Raw genomic sequence first — 20,226 nt, forward strand, 5'->3', positions numbered from 1 at the left:
CCAGATCTCCGAACGGCGCCCAGCAGCAGTGCGGGGCTCGGAGAAATGTGGACCGCTCCTCGCGCCCGCCCGATCGCCGCATCGGTGCTGGGCCTGTCGGTTCTGGCGCGAATGTTGTGGATGTTGCTCTCGCCCAACGGAATGAATCTGGTCGACCTGCACGTCTACGTGTACGGGGCGGCCTCGCTGGGCAGCGGCCATCTCTACGACTTCACCTATGCGGACAAGACGCCGGATTTTCCGCTGCCGTTCACCTATCCGACCTTCGCGGCGGTGGTGTTCTGGCCGCTGCACTTCCTGCCGTTCACCGCGGTTGCCGTGGTGTGGCTGCTGCTGATCGCCGCGGCGCTGTACGCGGTGGTGCGCCTGGCCCTCGGTCTGATCCTGGGTGAGGCGGCACGTGAGAGTCGTTGGCGCACCGCGGCGCTGGGCTGGACCGCACTGGGACTGTGGCTCGAACCGGTGCGCACCACCATCGACTACGGCCAGGTCAACGTCTTCCTGATGCTCGCGGTGATGCTGGCGGCGCGATCCGCGCGCTGGTGGTGGTCCGGACTGCTGGTCGGCGTGGCCGCGGGCGTCAAGCTGACCCCGGCGATCACCGGGCTCTACTTCCTGACCCAGCGACGCTGGGCCGCCGCGGTGGCCTCGGCGGTGGCGTTCGCCGCGACGATCGGACTGAGTTACGCGCTCTCGCCAGGTGAGACGCGGACGTATTTCGGGCCGCTGGTCGGGGATGCGAACCGCATCGGGCCGGTGGGTTCGGTGTGGAACCAGTCACTGCGCGGGGCGCTGAGCCGCATCCTCGGACACGATGCGGGCGCACCCTGGCATCTGGCCGGACATCGAATTCCGTTCGGTCCCTGGTGGATCGCGTGGGTGGTGGTGGTCGTGGCGCTCGCGGCGCTGGCCTGGCGGGCGCTCGAACCGGACGATCGGATGGGTGCGCTGCTGGTGGTGCAGCTGCTCGGATTGATGGTGTCGCCGATCTCCTGGTCGCATCACTGGGTCTGGTTGCTGCCGCTGCTGTTGTGGCTCGCGTACGGGCCGTTGCGCGCGGCCGTGGGTGTCCGCGTGGTAGCGGGATATTGGCTGGTGAACGCCCTGATCGGGGTGCCGTGGGTGCTGTCGTTCGCGCAGCCCACGATCTGGAAGATCTCCCGGCCGGGGGCGCTGGCCTGGCTCGGCGCGGTGGACGTGATCGGTGTGCTGGGCTTCTACACGTGGCTGATCTGGACCCGGCGTGATCGGTTCCGGGTGAAATCCGGGGCCTACGTCACCGCGTAATCCCTACGCCACCGCGCAGTCGCAGCGTCAATTCTGTTGTGCGAGTTGGTCGATCCGCTTCGCCAACGTCACGTCCAGCGCGGTGAGCCCACCGGCGGAATGGGTGGACAGGGTGAAGGTGACCTTGCGCCAGCGGATATCGATGTCGGGATGGTGATTCGCCTCCTCGGCCACGGCGGCGACCCGGTGGACCAGATCGATCCCGGCCGGGAACGACGACGCCTCGACGGTGCGGGTGATGTTGTCGCCGGTACGGGTCCAATCCGGCAGGTCCGCGAGTGCGGTGCGCAGTTCTTCCTCGGAGAGCAATGGAGTACCCATACCCCGGTTGTACCCCTCTCGATCCGCCTCGTGGGCCGATCGGATCAGGTCGAGGCGGGAGCCCTCACCTGATTTCGGTACGCTGTAGCCGGCCGCATGCCCGGTGAGTTGTCTCCACCTGTCTTGTACGGACCCTCTACGGCGAGGGTTGGCCGGCAACCACTTCATTTTCAGCAGGAGGAATCAACGTGTCGTCTGTCGACTTCCGCAACGTCGCCATCGTGGCGCACGTCGACCACGGCAAGACGACGCTGGTCGACGCGATGCTGCGGCAGTCCGGCGCCTTCGCCGAACGCGCCGAGCTCGTGGACCGGGTCATGGACTCCGGTGACCTGGAGCGTGAGAAGGGCATCACGATCCTGGCGAAGAACACCGCGGTGCACCGGCACAACGCCGATGGCAGCGTCACGGTGATCAACGTCATCGATACCCCCGGCCACGCCGACTTCGGCGGTGAGGTGGAGCGCGGGCTGTCCATGGTCGACGGTGTCGTCCTGCTGGTCGACGCGTCCGAGGGCCCGCTGCCGCAGACGCGTTTCGTGCTGCGCAAGGCGCTGGCCGCCTCGCTGCCGGTGATCCTGGTGGTCAACAAGACCGACCGGCCCGACGCCCGGATCGAGGAGGTCGTCGAGGAGAGTCACGATCTGCTCCTGGATCTGGCCTCCGACCTGGACGACGAGGCGTCCGAGGCCGCCGAGCTGGCCCTGGACCTGCCGGTGCTCTACGCCTCGGGACGTGAGGGCAAGGCGTCCACCAGCCGTCCCGACAACGGCAACGCGCCCGATGCGGAGAACCTCGACGAACTGTTCGAGGTCCTGATGAAGTGTGTGCCCGCGCCCAAGGGTGACCCGTCGGCCCCGCTGCAGGCGCATGTCACCAACCTGGACGCCTCGCCGTTCCTCGGCCGGATCGGGCTGGTCCGCATTCACAACGGCACCCTGCGCAAGGGCCAGAACGTCGCGTGGATGCACGGCGACGGCGTCAAGACCGTGAAGATCACCGAACTGCTGAAGACGATCGGCGTCGAGCGCACGCCCGGCGAGGAGGCCGTCGCGGGCGACATCGTGGCCATCGCCGGCATCCCGGAGATCATGATCGGCGACACCCTCGCCGATGTGGACAATCCGGTCGCCCTGCCGCGCATCACCGTCGACGAGCCCGCCATCTCGGTGACCATCGGCACCAACACCTCACCGCTGGTCGGCCGCACGCAGGGCCACAAGCTGACCGCCCGCATGGTGAAGTCGCGGCTGGACCAGGAACTGGTCGGCAACGTCTCGCTGCGGGTGCTGGACATCGGCCGCCCGGACGCCTGGGAGGTGCAGGGCCGTGGTGAGCTGGCGCTGGCCATCCTGGTCGAGCAGATGCGCCGCGAGGGTTTCGAGCTGACCGTCGGCAAACCGCAGGTGGTCACCAAGCAGGTCGACGGCAAGGTGCACGAGCCGTTCGAGGAGCTGACCATCGACTGCCCCGACGAGTACTTGGGCGCGGTCACGCAGTTGCTGGCCGCTCGCAAGGGCAAGATGGTGCAGATGAGCAACCACTCCGCTGGGTGGGTGCGAATGGAGTTCATCGTTCCCTCGCGCGGCCTGATCGGTTTCCGCACCGACTTCCTGACCGAAACGCGCGGCACCGGCATCGCCAACGCCGTCTTCGACGGATACGCGCCGTGGGCCGGTGAGATCCGCGCCCGGCACACCGGTTCGCTGGTGTCCGACCGCGCCGGTTCGGTGACCCCGTTCGCGATGATCCAGCTCGCCGACCGCGGCCAGTTCTTCGTGGAGCCGGGCGCGGACACCTACGAGGGCCACGTCGTCGGGATCAACCCGCGCGCGGAGGATCTCGACATCAACGTCACCCGGGAGAAGAAGCTGACCAATATGCGTTCGGCCACGGCCGACGTATTCGAGACCCTGGCCAAGCCGCTGCAGCTCGACCTCGAGGGCGCGATGGAATTCTGCGCCGCCGACGAGTGCGTCGAGGTGACCCCGGAGGTGGTGCGGGTGCGCAAGGTCATCCTCGGCGCCACCGAGCGGGGTCGCGAGGCCGCCCGCCGCAAGGCCCGCGACCGGGCGGCGCAGAACGCCTGACCGGACTTCTCGTTGGTCGTCACGAAGCGTAAAAACCTTGTCGCACAGTATCTTACGATGTGTGCGACAAGGACGTCCGAGACCCGCGTCATCCGGTGAGGTCGGATGTGTGCCTCTGGCGAGGCTTCCGGAAGCAGTGTCACCGGACCGGTCGGTGACGGCACCGGGGCCGAGTGGTGGAGTGATGCCGAGAGTGTGTAGAGGGATCGGACTGTGACCCGAGAAAAGCAGACGAAGCCCGAGTTCGCCCGGTTCCGCCCACCGTGGACAAGGCCGATATTCGGCCGCGGCCCTTCGGGGGCCGCGGCCCGCCGGAGCGGAACGGAGGCCGAAGACACTGTTACAGTGCCGAGCGTGATGTCGGGGGCTTGCGCAAAGCGGCGTGCCACGGTGCTGCGGTGTGTTGTGGCGTTGGTGCTGGCGGCTTCGGTGACTCTGCTCGCCGGGTGTACGGCGAATCCGCCGCCGCCGATCGAGAGCACCGACAGTCCGAAGACGTTGCCCGCCACGCCGACCAAGACCACGGTGGTGGTGGCGGTGGACGATATCGGGATCGGGTTCAATCCGCATCTGCGGTCGAATCAGTCTCCGGCCACCGATGCGGTTGCCTCGATGGTGTTCCCGAGCCCGTTCCGGCCGGTGCCCTCACCCAGCACACCGGGTGCCACCGACTGGGTGCCCGACGGCGCGCTGATGGTGTCGGCGGATGTGACGTCGCAGAATCCGTTCACCATCACCTACAAGATCCAGGATCAGGCGTCCTGGTCCGACGGGGCGCCGATCGCGGCGGAGGATTTCCGTTATCTGTGGCAACAGATGATCACCCAACCGGGCGTGGTGGATCCGGCCGGTTATCGGATGATCACCGACGTGGGTTCCTCGCAGGGCGGTAAGACGGTGACCGTCACCATGAACGGCGCCTATCCGGCGTGGCGGAGTATGTTCACCGATCTGCTGCCTTCGCATCTGCTCAAGGACGCGCCCGGCGGATTCGAGCGGGCGCTGACCCTGGACCGCGGCCTGATCGACCAGAATCCGATCTCCGGCGGGCAGTTCCGGGTCAAACAGGCCGACGCCGGCCGCGAGGAGATCCTGCTCGAACGCAACGACCGGTACTGGGGCACACCGGCGGTGCCGGATCAGATCCAATTGCGCGGCGGCGGCACCACCGCTCAGGTGGCCGAATCGCTGCGCTCGGGCGACGCGCAGATGGCGCTGGTGCACGGCACCGGGGCGACGCAGGCGCAACTCGGCGCGGTGCCGTCGGTGCGGACCGCCACCATGCCGCAGGCCCGGGTGATGCAACTGGTGCTCAACGGTCGGACCGGTGATCTCAGCGACGTTCGGGTGCGGCGCGCGGTACTGGGGCTGGTGGATCCCGGACTGCTGGCCTCCGTCGGCGCGCAGACCGGCAGTTGGGTGGAACCGGCTCGGGCACAGATACTTTCGCCGTCGGATCCGGGGTACGTCCCGACCGAGCCGCCGCGCATGAGCGCAGATCAGGCGTTCGGGCTGCTGGCCGAGGCGGGTTTCGCGCGGGCGCCCGAGACGCCGCCCACCAATTCGACGACCTCGCCCGCCCCGCAGCCGCGACAGGTCGCCAAGGACGGTAAGACCCTGACCATTCGGATCGGCGCGGTGGACAAGGATACGACCGCGCTCGCGGTCGCCAACACCGCCGCGGACCAATTGCGCAGTGCCGGAATCGATGCCAGCGTGCGCAACCTGCCCGCCGATGAGCTCTACGGCAAGGATCTGCTCGACGGCACCGTCGACGCGATCGTCGGCTGGGAGCAGGCCGGCGGCGATCCGGCGACGGTCCTGGCCTCGCGGTACGGCTGTCCCCCCGCGGTGCCGACCGGGCAGCCCGAGAGTTCGTCGTCGCAGGCCGAGGCGATCCGCAAGGCTCCGGGCAACGTGTCCGGGGTGTGTGATCCGACCCTGCAACCGCAGATCGACGCGGCCCTGCGCGGTATCGATTCGCCCAAGGCGATCGCCGAGGCGGAGCCGAAGCTGTGGGGGCTCGGGACGGTGCTGCCGATCGTGCAGGACAACGGTGTCGCCGCGGCCGGGCCGCGGATGGACGGCGTATCGCTCAGCGGTTCGATCGAGGTGGGTATCTTCGGCGGCGCGGCGAACTGGCGGCGGTTGTCGTGACCGGGAAGGCCCCGGTCGGCGGGCTGCTGCTGGTGCACGCGCATCCGGACGACGAGACGATCGACACCGGCGGCACCATAGCGCACTATCGGCGCCGGGGCGTGCCGGTGACCGTGGTGACCTGCACCCTCGGCGAGGAGGGTGAGGTCATCGGCGAGAAGTGGTCGCAACTGGTGAGTTCGGCGGCCGATCAGCTCGGCGGTTACCGGATCGGCGAATTGTCCAGGGCCCTCGCGGAATTGGCGGCCGGTCCGGCATTGTTCCTGGGCGGCGCCGGGCATTGGCGGGACTCGGGCATGTCGGGCACCACCGCGGCGCCCCGCGAATCGGAGGCGGCACTGCACCCCCGGGCGTTCGTGAAATCCGGTGCCGCCGCCGTCGAGGCTCTGGTGCGGATCCTGCTCGACGTCCGGCCCGCGGTGGTGGTCTGCTACGACCCGGGGGGTGGGTACGGGCATCCGGATCATCTTCGCGCACACCGGATCACGATGGATGCCGTGGATCGCGCCGCCGAAAGAGGTTGGGACGTACCGAAACTCTACTGGTCCGTCACCGATGCCACGGTGCTGCGCCTGCACACCGAGGCTCTGGCCCGGCGCACCGTCGATCGGCTCCCCGGTGCCCTCCCGGCCGGTTGGACCTTGCCCACCGAGGGCGAATTGCCTTGCGTGCCAAGCGAATCGGTGACAGCGACCATAGACGTATCCGAGGTTCTGCCCGCCAAACGCGCGGCACTGCGCGCGCACGCGACCCAGGTCACCGTGGCCCCGTCCGGCCGCGAATTCGCCCTCTCGAACGATATCGCCCAGCCGATCCTGCCCGAAGAGCACTACATTCTCGTGCGCGGGCGGCGCGGTGAGGTCGGCCCCGACGGCCGCGAACACGACCTGTTCGCGGGCCTGGACGTGCCGCGCGAACGCTGACACCGCCGCCCTGGCCGGGGACTCCATCGCGATCTTGTGATGCCCGGCGCGGTGGTGCGGGGGCAGCTCTAGACTGAGCGGCATGTACAACTGGAGTCTGCAGGATGCCATCGTGGCGTTCGTTCAGAGTCAGCAGCCACATTTCCAGGCGCAACACGACCTGTATCTGTCGGTGCTGTACTCGTTCGTCGATATGCAGAGTCACCTGCTGACGCTGCTCGGCTTCCCGCCCGTCCCGTGACGGCCCCGGCGATCGGCCGTGTGGGTTCCCCGGCTCAGGAGCAGCGGCCCGGGTTCGTGCTGGCCGGTGTCGCGCTGGTGCTGCTGCTGGTGTTCAACGGACTGCTGACCTTCGCGGTGGAGGTGCTCTATCTGCCGAGTTATATCGGCGCGACTCCGTTCCCGATCAGTGCGGCCTTCGCCGCGGTGATCAACCTGGTGCTGGTGCTCGGCATGGGGACCGTGGTTTCGCGCCCGGCCACGATGTCGCTGCCGGTCCTGGCGTGGCTCGTCGGTTTCGTGGTGTGCCTGACCACCGGTCCCGGCGGTGATGTGATCCTCACCGACAGCTGGACCACTCCGCTGTTCCTGGCCTGCGGCATCGTCCCCGCGGGCTGGTATCTGTTCTGGCGCGGCTACATCCTGCCCGCACGCAATTCGGGGAAGGCCGCCACCCGCTAACGTTCCCGGTTCAGGTGAACGGTCAATGTCGCGACAATCGCGTCGGTGCGGCTGCGCAGGGCCGCGGCCAGCACCGGGCCGCGCGGATTGTGCAGCAGACGCTGCCACCAGTGCCGAGTGTCGATCTGAGCGAGCAGGACCGTGACGCGCTTACCCTCGGCGGTCTGCTTGCGGACGTAACCGACGAGTGTGGCGACCAGGCTGCGGTTGGGGCAGGGCAGCACGGTCAGCGGCACGCCCGGATCCCACTTCTCCCACTTCGCGCTGAGTTTCTTCGTCGCGCCCGGATCGATGGCCGCGGCCACGGCGATGGTCTGTCCACCCATGCGCTTCGCGGCCTCGAGCGCCTGTTCGGTGATCATGCTGACGGTCACCACCGGAACCACCACCAGCGTGGGGCCCGCGGGTAGTGGCTTCGGTGGGATCAGTCCCATACCCAGCTGCTCGGCGATCGAGGCGTAATAGTGTTCGGTGCGCGCGAACAGCACCACCAGTACGGGCACGATGATCAGCAGCAGCCAGGCGCCCTCGGTGAATTTCTCGGCCAGCAAGACGATTCCGGCGATGGCGGTGAGGATCGCGCCGAACCCGTTGAGGGCGGTGCGTCGAATCCAGCCGGGGTCGCGCTGATGTCGCCAATGCCGCACCAGGCCCGCCTGACTCAGCGTGAAGCCGATGAAGACGCCGATCGCGAAGACCGGTAGCAGTCGATGCGTGTCGGCGTGCACCACCACCAGGACGATCGCGGCGAGCAGGGCCAGGGCGGTGACGCCGTAACGGAAAACCGGTCGCTCCGAACGCATTCCGAACATGTGCGGTACGCGGTGATCCTTGGCCAGGAGTGCCAGCAGGACCGGCAGGCCGCCGAAGCTGGTATTCGCGGCCAGGACCAGTACCAGGGTCACCGCGAGATTGGTGACGTAGAACGCCCAGCCGGTGCCGAACGCACCCGCGGCGAGCTGGGCCAGTACGGTCACATCGCCGCGCGGGACGGTGTGGTATTTCCCGATCAATACCGCCAGTCCGAGCAGCAGCAGACCCAGCAGCACACCCAGCGCGATCTCGGTGTGCTGGGCGCGGCGCACCGCGGGCGTCCGGAACGACGGGACAGCGTTGGCGATCGCTTCCACACCGGTCAGTGAGGAGCATCCGGCAGCGAATGCCCGCAGTAGCAGCAGGATTCCGATGCCGGCGGTCGGTGAGATCGGTCCCATATCGGTGCCGATGACCTCGACCGGTCCGGATCGGTCCAGTCCGACCACGATGACGGCGACGATGGCCAGTATGAACACGATCGTCGGGCCCATCAGGACTTTCGCCGATTCCGCGACTCCGACCAGGTTGATCGCCGTCAGCACAGCCAGGCCGATCAGCGTGATCAGCAGCAGATGTCCCGCCAGGGCCGGGAACGCGCTGGCCAGGCTCGCTGCCCCGGCCGCCAGGCTGACCGCGACGGTGAGTACGTAGTCCACGACCAGACTGGCCGCTGCGAGCAGACTGGCGCCCCGGCCCAGGTCCTTCTTCGCCACGGCGTATGCGCCGCCGCCGTCGGGATGTGCGGCGATGACCTGTCGATACGACAGGACCAGCACGGCCAGCAGGGCGGCGATCGCCAGTGACACCGGAAGTGTCCAGGTGACCGCGGCGGCCCCGGCGGTGACCAGGATCAGCACGATCGATTCGGGGCCGTAGGCGACGCTGGTCAGTGCGTCCAGCGACAGTGCCGAAAGGCCGCCCAGCGCGGTCAGCCGGAATTCGTCGCCGCGTTGATGCCGGCGCAGCCGCCGGTCCGCGATCGGCCGCTCGGAAATACTCCTCTGCCGCGTCTGCGCCATACGCACCATTGAACGCGAGGACGCGGCGCGGCGCGGCAGCGACACATCAGCGACCAGGGAGTCGGCCGGAAGCGTCCTCAGCGGCGGCCGAGGTGTCCGGGGGTCACGGTCTCGATCAGCGACCACGCCTGGTCCAGCGGGACGTCCACGACCCGGTACCGCTTCTTGCCGGCGGCGGTCGCGGCGACGAGCGTGGCCAGGCCCGCGCGACGCTGAAAGAAGGTCTGCCGGACGGTCCAGCCGATGATGCCGGGCGCCTCGAGGCAGTCGCGGTCGCGGTCCAGTGAGCCGTTGCGGGTGATCAGCCAGGTCGGGCCCGAGGCGTCGCCGGGTATGACCGCATGGCCCAGGCCCCGATAGCGGTCCTGCGCCAACGCCAGTGCGATCACCGCGACCACGGCCAGCACGATCCACGCCCACAGCGGAATGGCCAGTCCCGCAACGTCGATCACGGCCATGATCACGGCGATCAGTACCAGCGGCGTCAGCGCCCGGGTGAATCGCCGCCGCCTGGCGCGGCCGCCGTGCGGGATCAGCGCGACGTGCGCGGGTGCGGCCGCATCGTCCGGCGGGAGTGTCGCGCGGACATCACGTGAGGCGGATTGCGTTGGGAGAATGGATATTTCAGGCACATCGGGGTTCGTGTCCGAGCCGGTGGCCTTGCCGGTGCGGTTACTCGTGTCCGTCGCGCTGCCTGTGTCCGTGGTGGCGGCTGCGGTGATCGCGGGGCTCGCACCGGTTTCGAGGACGGTTGCCGTTTCGGGTCGGGGAACGGCCGGCGTGCTCCGGAAGGCATCGTCAGAGGCGCGATAAGCCGTTGCGGCAGTGTATATTTCGTCTTCCGGATGTGGACGCGGGGCCGTCTCCCGCTGTTGCCGGCGGCTGGTGAGCAGTTGCGCGAGAGTATGGTCCACCGCGGTGCGCGGAGCCTGCGGGAGGATCTTCTGCCGAGAGCTGGTGCCGGTCATGATGGCGTCGAGCTCCGCGCCGCCCGCGAGGCGCAGTAGCAGCGGCTCTTTGAGGGTCGCGCCGCGCAGGCGGGCCAGGTCCAGAGTGGTCTGGCGGGTGGTGAACAGGCCGTGGCTGATATGCAGTGTGCGGTCGTCGTCGATGACTCGGAGGCCGAAATACGTGGTCAGATACCGCAGGCAGTCGCCCAGCGTGACCGCCACGACCAGTGCCGCCAGCACGATCACCACCGCCACCGTGAGGAATACCGCGCCGCGGGCGCCGATCTCCTTGACGGTGTCGGAGTTGAACAGGACGTTGGCGATACCGAATTTGAAGGCCAGGCCGACGATCGGCGCGATGACCGCGAGCCCGCGCAGGGACAGCGGCGCGTATCGGACCCAGGCCGGTTGCCAGCGGCCGATCTCGATTCCCTTGTGCGGCTGCGATTCCGGCTGAGCGGTCTGCGGAATATCCTGCCTCGCAGGCGATTCAACATCGTGCAGTAGCAGAGCGCGAAGTTCGGGAACCTGCCGGGCATCGACGCCGTCCAGATGGAAGCGCTCTTGTTTGTCGGCGTGCTGTCCGGTGCCGATGGCCAGGACCACCAGCCCGAGCAGCCGGTGCATCAGATCCGCGTGCACGTCCACCGAGCGGATTCGCGAGCGCGGCACCGTCAACGTCTTGCGTTGCAGCAGCCCGCGCCGCAACTGCACGGTGTCCGGGCCGATCCGGTAGGTGGTGGTGAACCAGCGGGTGAGCGCCAGGCCGACGATCACCGCCAGCGCCGCGAGGCTCCACATCGGATTGTCGCTGCGGCTGCCCGCGATCACGGTCACGATCAGCACCGGGATGAAGCGCACCACCTCGCGCACCGGGTGCAACAGCAGCATCCGGCCGTTCAGTCGACGCCAGGGCTGCTCGCCGGGGATACCGGTCGTCGCGTCGGGCATGCCCGCACCGGCCGTTCCGGTGAGTTCCGGTCCGGTCATGTCGCGTCCCCCCGATGCGTCGCGGCGACCTCGGTCAGCCGCTCGACGGTCTGCTCGGCCGTCGCCAGTTCCAGTGCGGGAATGCGCACCGCGCCCGCGGAGGAGGCCGTGGTGACGGTCACCGTCGCGAGCCCGAGCAGCCGTTCGAGCGGGCCGCGGTGGGTGTCGACGGTCTGCACGCGGCTGATCGGTGCGACGCGGCTCTCCTGGGTGAACCAGCCGGTGCGGGTGTACACGGCCTCCTCGGTGACCTCCCAGCGATGTACCGTGTACCGCCACAGCGGCACCCCGGCCACGTGCGCCGCGGCCACCACCAGCGTGATCACCAACGCCACCGTCTGCCAGACACGGTCGCCGGAGTCCGACAGGATCCACACCACCTCGGCGATCAGGACGATCACCCATCCGATCGCCGCCGGTATCGCCCAGAGCGTCTTCGCGCGCGGGCTCGGCCGCCACGCCGGTTCCGCCAGAACGGTTCGCCCGGGTGAGATTTCTTGCCGGCCCATCGCCCCTCCCTCTGCCATACCGCCAATAGTGCATCAAATCGGGCAACTGCGTGATTACTGTGGCGGCCGGATGTGTGCGGGGCCGGAGTCCGCTGTTCGCCCGCACGGATTTCCCCCGAATCCGGATCGGTCGGAATAGGCTGCGCGGGGGCCGGGTTGTGTCACCTCACAGGCACCGAAGGGAGAACTGTCGGATGGTTGGCGCATGATCGAGGGCGTGACGGATCTACCTGAACCAGGCGTCCCCGCCGCCGTACCCACGTCCTCGGCGATGCGCCGGGCGTTGCGGCTCGCGCGGGACGGGTCAACGCTCGATCTCGACGACGCCGTGGTGTTGTTACACGCCCGCGGTGCGGATCTGGCGGATCTGTGCGCCTCGGCGGCCCGGGTCCGCGATGCCGGACTGCGCGAGGCGTACGGCGACCGCGAATCAGGGCTGCCGATCACCTACTCGCGCAAGGTGTTCATCCCGTTGACCAACCTGTGCCGGGACGTCTGCCACTACTGCACGTTCGTCACCGTGCCGGGCAAGCTGCGCGCCGCGGGCAGGGGGATGTACCTCGAACCGGACGAGGTGCTCGACATCGCCCGTCGCGGTGCCGAAATGGGTTGTAAGGAAGCGCTTTTCACGCTCGGTGACCGTCCGGAGGAGCGCTGGCCCGAGGCGCGGCAGTGGCTCGACGAGCGCGGCTACGAGTCCACGCTGGACTATGTCCGCGCGATGGCGATCCGGGTGCTCGAGCAGACCGGTCTGCTCCCGCACCTGAACCCGGGCGTGATGAGCTGGGCGGAGCTCTCGCGGCTCAAGCCGGTCGCGCCCTCGATGGGGATGATGCTCGAGACCACCTCCGAGCGGCTGTTCACCCAGCGTGGCCAGGCTCACTACGGCAGTCCGGACAAGGATCCGGCGGTCCGGCTGCGCGCGCTGACCGATGCGGGTCGCCTGTCGGTGCCGTTCACCACCGGAATCCTGGTCGGCATCGGCGAGACGCTCACCGAGCGGGCCGAGTCGATCATGGCGATTCGCCAGGCGCACAACACATTCGGGCACGTGCAGGAGGTGATCGTGCAGAACTTCCTGGCCAAACAGGGCACCGCGATGCGCAACACCCCCGACGCCGGTCTCGAGGAGTTCCGCGCGGCCATCGCCGTGACCAGGCTGCTGCTCGGGCCCGAGATGCGGATCCAGGCTCCGCCGAACCTGGTCTCGCTGCAGGAATGCCGCGCGCTGGTCGACGCCGGTATCGACGATTGGGGCGGAGTCTCACCGCTGACGCCCGATCACGTGAATCCCGAACGGCCGTGGCCGAATCTGGACATCCTCGCCGAACTCACCGCGCAGTGCGGTTACGAACTCACCGAGCGGCTCACCGCACATCCGCGGTACGTGCTGACCGGAGATCCGTGGATCGACCCGCACGTCGCGGGACATGTTGCGGCCCTTGCCGATCCGGACACCGGCCTGGCGTTGCGGGTGAATCCGCAGGGCAGCCCGTGGCAAGGGGCGGAGGAGTCGTGGGAGCCTGCGGACCGACCGTCGTCGCACGCGGCGGCCGGAGCGTTGGCGATCGGTCCGCGGTCCTGATGCAGGTCCGTGCGAGCGCTGCCGTGACCGGTCGGGGTCGCGGCGCCTCGACGGCGGAGATCGGCCTGCCCGGCCTGGATCCGGCTCGGCGAAAACCATCGCCGACCTGGGGAGATATCCGCCGGGATCGGCTTTCCGCTGCGGGAGTGGACCGCCGGGCACGGTATGCGGCGGCGCGGGCTCTCCGAGGCGCCGCTGCCGCTCGGACGAGCGCAGTTCGGTGGCTACGATGTTCCGTGGTGCCGCGTGCGGTAGGTGGCCGAAGTTAGGCAAGGCTGACCAGTAGTAACGTGTGATGCCGGGATACTGTTGCGCGGGCGGAGTATCCCGCAGGCAAGGACAGACTAGGAGAGCGGCAGTGCCGTACATCATCGCTGAACCGTGCGTTGACGTGAAGGACAAGGCGTGCATCGAGGAATGCCCCGTGGATTGCATCTACGAGGGTGGTCGCATGCTGTACATCCATCCCGACGAGTGCGTGGACTGTGGTGCATGTGAGCCGGTGTGCCCGGTGGAAGCGATCTTCTACGAGGACGACACGCCGGACCAGTGGAGCGGGTACGTCAACGCCAATGTCGACTTCTTCGACGACCTGGGTTCCCCGGGTGGTGCGACGAAGGTCGGCAAGGTGGACTTCGACCCGCCGTTCATCGCGGCGCTGCCGCCGATGGCGGGCGAGTAGAAACGTTGTCGGAGCGTCACCGGGTCAGCAGTCTGCTACCCGATTTCCCTTGGGACACCATCGCTTCCGCGAAGGCGCGGGCGGCGGAACATCCCGGCGGCATCGTCGACCTGTCGGTGGGTACGCCGGTCGATCCGGTCGATCCGGTGATCCGATCGGCGCTGGCCGCCGTCGCGGAGGTGCCCGGATATCCGACCACCCACGGCACGGTCGAACTGCGGACCGCCGCGGTCGAGGCGCTGGCCCGGCGGTTCGGCATCACGGGTGTGGCGGTCGAGGCGGTGCTGCCCGCGATCGGTACGAAGGAGTTGATCGCCGGGCTGCCGCGGCTGCTGGGACTGGGCGCTTCGGATCTGGTGGTCATCCCCGAGGTGGCGTATCCGACCTACGAGGTGGGTGCGCTGCTGGCCGGCGCCCGGATACTGCGCGCCGATGGGATGACCCGGCTCGGCCCCGAATCCCCGGCGCTGATCTACCTCAACTCGCCGTCCAATCCGACCGGCAAGGTCCTGGGCGTGAACCATCTGCGCAAGGTGGTGGACTTCGCCCGCCAACGTGGCGCGGTCGTCGCATCCGACGAGTGCTACCTGGGCCTGGCCTGGGACGAGCCCGCCGTCTCGATTCTGGACCAGCGCGTCTGCGACGGTGACCACACCGGCCTGCTGGCCATTCATTCGCTGTCGAAGACCTCGAATCTGGCCGGATATCGCGCCGGATTCGTCACCGGCGATCCGGCCCTGGTGCGCGAACTGCTCGAGGTGCGCAAACATGCCGGAATGATGATGCCGTTCCCGGTGCAGTCGGCGATGACCGCGGCGCTGACCGACGACACACACGAGGCGCAGCAGCGCGAACGTTATCGCGCCCGCCGCGAAATCCTGCGAAAAGCGTTGCAGGAGGCAGGTTTCCGGATCGATCATTCGGAGGCGGGCCTGTACCTGTGGTGCACGCGCGAGGAGAACGGGCGGACCACCCTGGACTGGCTGGCCGAACGCGGCATCCTGGCCGCCCCCGGCGATTTCTACGGCCCCACCGGTGTCGACCACGTCCGCATCGCGCTGACCGCGACCGACGAGCGGATCGCCGCCGCGGCCGAGCGACTCACCGCGGCGTAATCGGATTTCCCTGTCACACAGGGGAATCCGGGTCCGCGGGTTCGATCCGCGGGTCCGCGTAGACCGTGGCCTCGGAATCGGATTCGCTCATCCGTTGCGCGGCCCCGTCGGTGATGCGCAATGTGTACAAACCCTCGTCGGGATCGAGACAGATCAGCCCGTAACCGATGTCGGCATCGGCCTCACTCAGCCGCAATTCCCGCAGAGCATCGGTCAGGGTCGCGCCCCGCGGCAGCCGGACGGTCAGTAGCGGCATGAGTCCACGGTACTGGAATTTCCGCTCCGGAGAAGGGCCCGAGTTCTTCTGGCTCGGGCCGTTCGTCGCCGGCTCGCTCTCGACTGTCCGATGTCAACCGCGGGCTGCGCCGCTCTTCCGGAGTTCGGCGAGGATCGCCGATGCGTCGAGCGTGCCGTAACCGTAGTCGTAGTCGAAACCGGACTGGTCGTGGTGGGTTGCGGTGCGCTGCAACAGGGCTCGCAGCTGGGCCGGGGGCAGGGCGGTGGCCGGGTGGGTGGTGCGGATGGCCGCGACCAGGCCCGCGGCGACCGGGCAGGCCGCGGAGGTGCCGGTGTCCGGATCGTTCGCGCTGAACACCGTGGAGCCCAGGAAATGGGTGTAGGCGCAGACGTCGGGTTTGCGATCGCTGAGGCGACCCGGCCCCTGCGAGGAGTAGCCGACCCGCTGTCCCTTGGTGTCCACACCGCCGATGCTCAGCACGTTCGGGCTGGAATTGGCCCCGCCGATCGGGTGATCGGTGAAACCGCAACGGCCGTCCGGGCAGTCCTTACCGCAGTTCCCGGCGGCGAAAAGGATGTCCGCGCCGGCGGCGTCGAGCGAGCGGACGATGACGTTGAACGGGTGGTTGGGATTGTCGGAATAGTTCCCGGGTTGGCCGACCGGGAAGTCCCACTGCGGGGAGAACGAACCCCAGCTGTTGCTGATCACCAGCGCGCGAGTGGCCTCGGGCTGATCGGAGAGCACGGTGCGCAGATGAGCGTACGCGGCCACGGCATCGGACAGCAGCCCGTCCATGGTGGAGCCGCCCTGGCGGGTGCTCTTCATGACCGGGATATCGAGGTATGTGGCCTGCGGTGCGGCGATCAGCGCGTCGAAGGCGCACATGCTGCCGTGGTCCACCGGGAACTGGCCCGCGGTTCCGGTGACGCCCTGGGGATTCCAGCTGCGCTTGGTGTCGATGGTGAACGTCCCGCCGCGCGCCTGGTCGACGCGATCGGCGTTGATGCCGGTGTCCACGATCGCCAAGGCGACCCCGCTGCCGGTCAGCCCGGCGGAGGTCAGATCGGCGGTGTGCAAGAGCGTTTCGACATCGTGCCAGGTGCCGACGGCGGGATCGCCGCCGCAGGTGAGCACGGTCTCGATCACAGGATCGGCGAAAACCCCCGCGACGGTCGCTGAACCGCGCAGAGCGGGGAGAACGCCCTCGTCGTCGTCGGGAATCTCCCCGCGCACCAGGACCGAACCGTCCGCCGGATGGGCGGAGAAGACCTCCGGGCCGCCGGGCGATCCCGGCGCGAGTCCCGGAATGTGGATCGGGTCGTAGGTGTCCTCGAGGGCGAAACCGGGCAGATCCCCGACCACATCGGTCGCCGCGACCCGCGTGCCGGGATCGGCAACGGCGGCAAGGAGTTCGGTGGCGGGGTGAAGCTGGATCACTACGCGCATGAGTTTCATCCTGCCGCCTGCGCCGGAAGTTCGCTCGGCGGATGCGGAGATTCGCCCGTCCGGACCGGAAACGCCTGTGCCGCACGGGGAACGTGCGGCACAGGGTCGAGGCGGACTGCTCTGCGGCTCAGACCAGGGGGCGGCCCAGTCTGCGCTGTAGTCGCATGTAGGCCAGGCAGGTGTTGAGCGGGGAGGCGCGGATGACCGGAGGCATCCGCGTCCACACCATCGAGATCGAGCGCAGCAGCAGGGTGAAGCGGCGTTCGTCCTCGGCGGTCCAGGTCATCCCCATCTGATCGCGAAGGTGTTGCGGCAGCAGGGCTGTCACGCCGAACCGGTGTACGCGGGCGAACAGGAGCCGGGGAATGGGGGAGAGCCACTTCAGGTCGATCATCTCGTTGAAGTAGTCCCGCACCGTGTCGTCGATGGTGCGCTTGGCGATGTTCTCCTCCCAATACTGTTGGAAGGCAGCACGATCGGCGGGCCACATCTCCGGACGCATCTGCAGGGTGGTGCCCAGCCGCGCGCTGTAGCGATAGAATTCGTCGGCCAGCGCTGGTTCCATCGGGCCGCGCATGCGGGTGTACAGGTCGTCCACGCCCCAGTAGAGGCAGGCGGCCACCCACAGCTGCAGGTTCGGGTCGAAGGCGTTGTACTTGACCGCGGCGCCGGGCTTGGAGTGCACCGCGCGGTGCGAGCCGTTGACGGCCTCGCGGTACGCCGCGCAGTCCTCCTCGGTGCCCATCCAGGCGACCGCGAGGTAGGTCAGCGTGGTGCGCAGCCGCTTGACCGGATGCAGCGAGGCCTTGCCGCTGTCCACGGTGCTCTCCACGACGCCGTAGCCGACCGGCGGATGGCTCAACTGCATGACGACGTTGGCGGCACCGCCGATGAACGCGGCGATGCCATCGATGTGTTCACGGACCGTTTCCGGGGTAAGGGTCACCGGCGGGGTCGGCTCGGGCTCGGCCCATCGCTGGGCAGCGGCGGTCATCGTTGACTCGTCTCCTCGATCTCTCTTCGCGCCACCCGGCGGAAGAAGTGTGAGAAACTTTCCTTCTCACCTTCTCATCGAGATCTGGACCTGTCAAACGCTACGATCGTAAAGTTGCACGTATGCGGTGATTTTCTTGTCATCGTCTCTTGGTGCAGAGAGGATACGGTTGTGACCAAGCTGGCCAAACTGCTGCCGCTCGTGCGTGACGCGGCTCCGGAGGATCGCAATCAGGCCACGGTGCTCGATGCCGCGCTGCTCGCCTTCCTCGATTTCGGGATCAAGCGCACCAGCATGGTGGAGGTCGCACGGCGCGGCGGGCTCTCGCTGGCCACCCTGTACCGGCGGTTCGCGGGCAAGTCCGACCTCATCCAGGCGGTGGGGCTCCGGCAGGCGCGTGAGTTCATCGTCCAGGTGGATACGGTCGTGCAGCGGCAGATCGACTCCGAGGCCGATGCCGAAGAGCAGATCGTCGAGTTGTTCGTCGCCTTCCTGGACGGGTTGCGCAGCAATCGGCTGCTGGATCGGCTGCTGACCACCGAACCGGAGATGGTGCTGCCCTACCTGACCGTGCGCGGTGCGCCGGTCATCGAACTCGGGCGCGACTACCTGGCCGAATTCATCGAACGGCTGCAGCGGGAAGGCAAACTGGCGCGGTACGATCCGCTGCCGCTGGCCGAGATGATCGCGCGCACCGCCCTGTCCATGGCGCTGACCCCGCAGACGGTGATCCCGCTGGACGACGACGCCGCGATGCGCCGCTTCGCCCGTGACCACGTGGTGCCGGGGTTCCGGATTCCCTGAGCCACATCATTTTCCGGCGCGAATACCGGTGCTCGGGCGAAGCCGTGGGTAGGTGCCGGATTCGTACTCGCCGGCTTGCCTCCCCGTTCGTCCGCCGATCCGCGGCGTCGGGGCGGCGATCGGAATCCGCGGGGCCGTTCGCGGTGGTGGGCGTGTGCGGCTTGATAGGTTGAACCGGTGTCGTTTGGATCGTTGCCGCTGCTGAAGTCGTTGAATCCGGCCGCTGTCGCCGCCGGGGCGGATATTCCCGATGCCGTCACGATCGATGGGCATACCCTCTCGCGCAGCGATCTGATCGGTGCGGCGACCTCGGTGGCCGAACGCGTCGCGCAGGCGGAGCGGGTCGCGGTGCTGGCGCGGCCGAGCGCCACGACGGTGCTGGCCATTCTGGGTTGCCTGATCGCCGGGGTCACGGTGGTTCCGGTGCCGCCGGACTCCGGACCGGCCGAGATCGCCCACATTCTGGCCGATTCCGGGGCGCGGGCATGGCTGGGCGAGGCCCCCGAGGGCACGGAACTGCCGGTGATCCCGGTGCGCATGCACGCGCGCTCCTGGCACACCTATCCCGAACCGGGCCCGGACACAACGGCTTTCATCCTGTACACCTCCGGCACCACCGGTGCGCCCAAGGGAGTGGTGCTGAGCCGGGGCGCGATCGCGGCCGGACTGGACGCGCTGGCGCAGGCATGGGCGTGGACCGCGAACGATGTTCTGGTGCACGGACTTCCGCTGTTCCACGTGCACGGTCTCATCCTGGGTGTGCTGGGGCCGCTGCGGGTGGGCAGCCCGCTCGTGCACACCGGTAAGCCGACGCCCGCCGCCTATGCCGCGGCGAAGGGCACGATCTACTTCGGGGTGCCGACGGTGTGGTCGCGTGTGGTCGAGGATGCCTCCGCCGCAAGGGAACTGGCGAATGCGCGACTGCTGGTATCCGGTAGCGCGCCGCTGCCGGTGCCGGTGTTCGAGCGGCTGCGCGAGTTGACCGGCCAGGCTCCGGTGGAGCGCTACGGCATGAGTGAGACCATGATCACCCTGTCCACCCGCGTGGACTCCGAACGCCGTCCCGGCTGGGTCGGAACTCCGGTCGAGGGGGTGCGGACCAGGCTGCGGGACGAATCCGGCGAACCCGTCCCGCACGACGGCGAGAGCATCGGCGGGTTGCAGGTGCGCGGGCCGATGCTGTTCGGCGGCTACCTGAACCGGCCCGAGGCCACCGCCGAATGCTGGACCGAGGACGGCTGGTTCCGCACCGGCGACGTCGCGGCCATCGACGCCGAGGGTTTCCACCGCATCGTCGGCCGGGAATCGGTGGATCTGATCAAATCCGGCGGCTTCCGGATCGGCGCGGGCGAGATCGAGACCGCCCTGCTCGGCCACGCGGCGGTCGCCGAGGCCGCCGTGGTGGGCGTCGCGGACGACGATCTGGGCCAGCGCATCGTCGCGTTCGTGGTACCGCGCGCGGGCGCCCCCGAAGAACTCGAACGTGCGTTGATCGACCATGTGGCACAGCAGCTTTCGGTACACAAACGCCCCCGCGAGGTGCGCCTGGTCGAATCCCTCCCGCGCAATGCGATGGGCAAGGTACAGAAGAAGCTGCTCGGCTGACCGCCGGCGGAAAT

At 68.3% G+C, this 20,226-nt stretch carries 17 protein-coding genes and 1 pseudogene; 11 read left to right on the forward strand and 7 right to left on the reverse strand.

The window, feature by feature from the left end; genetic code table 11:
• Positions 1-45 precede the first annotated feature (45 nt).
• Positions 46-1,287, forward strand: a complete 1,242-nt coding sequence (locus NV1_RS18960; protein WP_084525517.1) for a mannosyltransferase — start codon at positions 46-48, stop codon at positions 1,285-1,287.
• Positions 1,288-1,314: 27 nt separating this feature from the next.
• Here NV1_RS18960 and NV1_RS18965 read toward each other — a convergent pair whose 3' ends face one another.
• Positions 1,315-1,608 (reverse strand): 4a-hydroxytetrahydrobiopterin dehydratase, encoded by a 294-nt coding sequence (locus NV1_RS18965; RefSeq protein WP_067893069.1) that lies wholly within the window; start codon positions 1,606-1,608, stop codon positions 1,315-1,317.
• A 188-nt stretch (positions 1,609-1,796) separates the two neighbouring features.
• Here NV1_RS18965 and typA point away from each other — a divergent pair, with 188 nt between their 5' ends.
• The 5 genes from typA to NV1_RS18985 all read left to right on the forward strand — a co-directional run bounded on the left by typA (position 1,797) and on the right by NV1_RS18985 (position 7,459).
• Positions 1,797-3,698 (forward strand): translational GTPase TypA, encoded by a 1,902-nt coding sequence (gene typA / locus NV1_RS18970; RefSeq protein WP_067893071.1) that lies wholly within the window; start codon positions 1,797-1,799, stop codon positions 3,696-3,698.
• Positions 3,699-4,055: 357 nt separating this feature from the next.
• A complete protein-coding gene (locus NV1_RS18975; RefSeq protein ID WP_067893073.1) occupies positions 4,056-5,855 on the forward strand; it encodes an ABC transporter family substrate-binding protein in 1,800 nt (599 codons plus the stop codon).
• The gene (mshB, locus tag NV1_RS18980) at positions 5,852-6,778 is read left to right on the forward strand and encodes an N-acetyl-1-D-myo-inositol-2-amino-2-deoxy-alpha-D-glucopyranoside deacetylase (protein ID WP_067893075.1); all 927 of its coding nucleotides are present in this window, start codon (positions 5,852-5,854) and stop codon (positions 6,776-6,778) included. The genes NV1_RS18975 and mshB overlap by 4 nt, the downstream gene beginning before the upstream one ends.
• Positions 6,779-6,860: 82 nt before the next feature.
• On the forward strand, positions 6,861-7,019 hold the full coding sequence (locus tag NV1_RS44580) for a hypothetical protein (RefSeq protein WP_169541910.1): 159 nt from the start codon (positions 6,861-6,863) through the stop codon (positions 7,017-7,019).
• Positions 7,020-7,039: 20 nt separating this feature from the next.
• Positions 7,040-7,459 carry a hypothetical protein gene (locus NV1_RS18985; protein ID WP_067893262.1) on the forward strand — a complete coding sequence of 140 codons (420 nt, stop codon included), beginning with the start codon at positions 7,040-7,042 and terminating at the stop codon, positions 7,457-7,459.
• Here the strand turns inward: NV1_RS18985 and NV1_RS18990 are convergent.
• The 3 genes from NV1_RS18990 to NV1_RS19000 all read right to left on the reverse strand — a co-directional run bounded on the left by NV1_RS18990 (position 7,456) and on the right by NV1_RS19000 (position 11,743).
• A complete protein-coding gene (locus NV1_RS18990) occupies positions 7,456-9,294 on the reverse strand; it encodes an APC family permease (RefSeq protein WP_067893264.1) in 1,839 nt (612 codons plus the stop codon). The genes NV1_RS18985 and NV1_RS18990 overlap by 4 nt on opposite strands.
• A gap of 77 nt (positions 9,295-9,371) precedes the next feature.
• Entirely contained in the window at positions 9,372-11,234 is a 1,863-nt protein-coding gene (locus tag NV1_RS45745; RefSeq protein ID WP_067893077.1) for a PH domain-containing protein, read from the reverse strand.
• Positions 11,231-11,743 carry a PH domain-containing protein gene (locus NV1_RS19000; protein WP_067893079.1) on the reverse strand — a complete coding sequence of 171 codons (513 nt, stop codon included), beginning with the start codon at positions 11,741-11,743 and terminating at the stop codon, positions 11,231-11,233. Before NV1_RS19000 ends, NV1_RS45745 begins: the two co-directional genes overlap by 4 nt.
• Before the next feature lie 205 nt (positions 11,744-11,948).
• On the opposite strand from NV1_RS19000, the pseudogene cofG reads away from it, so the two are divergent.
• From cofG to dapC, 3 genes and pseudogenes are all read left to right on the forward strand, one after another.
• Positions 11,949-13,277: pseudogene (gene cofG, locus NV1_RS19005) on the forward strand (7,8-didemethyl-8-hydroxy-5-deazariboflavin synthase CofG); the annotation flags it as partial.
• A 409-nt stretch (positions 13,278-13,686) separates the two neighbouring features.
• The gene (gene fdxA, locus NV1_RS45125) at positions 13,687-14,010 is read left to right on the forward strand and encodes a ferredoxin (RefSeq protein ID WP_026343351.1); all 324 of its coding nucleotides are present in this window, start codon (positions 13,687-13,689) and stop codon (positions 14,008-14,010) included.
• Between the two features lie 5 nt (positions 14,011-14,015).
• Complete coding sequence (dapC, locus tag NV1_RS19015) at positions 14,016-15,125, forward strand: succinyldiaminopimelate transaminase (RefSeq protein ID WP_067893080.1); 1,110 nt, start codon at positions 14,016-14,018, stop codon at positions 15,123-15,125.
• A 13-nt stretch (positions 15,126-15,138) separates the two neighbouring features.
• Here dapC and NV1_RS19020 read toward each other — a convergent pair whose 3' ends face one another.
• From NV1_RS19020 to NV1_RS19030, 3 genes are all read right to left on the reverse strand, one after another.
• Entirely contained in the window at positions 15,139-15,381 is a 243-nt protein-coding gene (locus tag NV1_RS19020) for a hypothetical protein (protein ID WP_067893082.1), read from the reverse strand.
• Between the two features lie 93 nt (positions 15,382-15,474).
• Positions 15,475-16,809, reverse strand: coding sequence for a S8 family serine peptidase (locus NV1_RS19025; RefSeq protein WP_067893266.1), 1,335 nt, complete (start codon positions 16,807-16,809; stop codon positions 15,475-15,477).
• A 127-nt stretch (positions 16,810-16,936) separates the two neighbouring features.
• Positions 16,937-17,803 (reverse strand): oxygenase MpaB family protein, encoded by an 867-nt coding sequence (locus NV1_RS19030; RefSeq protein WP_067893084.1) that lies wholly within the window; start codon positions 17,801-17,803, stop codon positions 16,937-16,939.
• A gap of 171 nt (positions 17,804-17,974) precedes the next feature.
• On the opposite strand from NV1_RS19030, the gene NV1_RS19035 reads away from it, so the two are divergent.
• Together NV1_RS19035 and NV1_RS19040 are read left to right on the forward strand one after the other, a co-directional pair.
• A complete protein-coding gene (locus NV1_RS19035; RefSeq protein ID WP_067893086.1) occupies positions 17,975-18,607 on the forward strand; it encodes a TetR/AcrR family transcriptional regulator in 633 nt (210 codons plus the stop codon).
• 177 nt (positions 18,608-18,784) lie between these two features.
• A complete protein-coding gene (locus tag NV1_RS19040) occupies positions 18,785-20,212 on the forward strand; it encodes an acyl-CoA synthetase (RefSeq protein WP_067893088.1) in 1,428 nt (475 codons plus the stop codon).
• Positions 20,213-20,226 lie beyond the last annotated feature (14 nt).

Source organism: Nocardia vaccinii NBRC 15922, assembly GCF_001613305.1.
GTDB lineage: Bacteria > Actinomycetota > Actinomycetes > Mycobacteriales > Mycobacteriaceae > Nocardia > Nocardia vaccinii.

Coding starts and splice junctions, on each gene's coding strand:
- NV1_RS45745 (WP_067893077.1), bottom strand. CDS start 11,234: ATGACCGGACCGGAACTCACCGGAACGGCCGGTGCGGGCATGCCCGAC.
- NV1_RS18990 (WP_067893264.1), bottom strand. CDS start 9,294: ATGGCGCAGACGCGGCAGAGGAGTATTTCCGAGCGGCCGATCGCGGAC.
- NV1_RS19025 (WP_067893266.1), bottom strand. CDS start 16,809: ATGCGCGTAGTGATCCAGCTTCACCCCGCCACCGAACTCCTTGCCGCC.
- NV1_RS18960 (WP_084525517.1), top strand. CDS start 46: ATGTGGACCGCTCCTCGCGCCCGCCCGATCGCCGCATCGGTGCTGGGC.
- NV1_RS19020 (WP_067893082.1), bottom strand. CDS start 15,381: ATGCCGCTACTGACCGTCCGGCTGCCGCGGGGCGCGACCCTGACCGAT.
- NV1_RS19030 (WP_067893084.1), bottom strand. CDS start 17,803: ATGACCGCCGCTGCCCAGCGATGGGCCGAGCCCGAGCCGACCCCGCCG.
- NV1_RS18975 (WP_067893073.1), top strand. CDS start 4,056: ATGTCGGGGGCTTGCGCAAAGCGGCGTGCCACGGTGCTGCGGTGTGTT.
- NV1_RS44580 (WP_169541910.1), top strand. CDS start 6,861: ATGTACAACTGGAGTCTGCAGGATGCCATCGTGGCGTTCGTTCAGAGT.
- NV1_RS18965 (WP_067893069.1), bottom strand. CDS start 1,608: ATGGGTACTCCATTGCTCTCCGAGGAAGAACTGCGCACCGCACTCGCG.
- NV1_RS19000 (WP_067893079.1), bottom strand. CDS start 11,743: ATGGGCCGGCAAGAAATCTCACCCGGGCGAACCGTTCTGGCGGAACCG.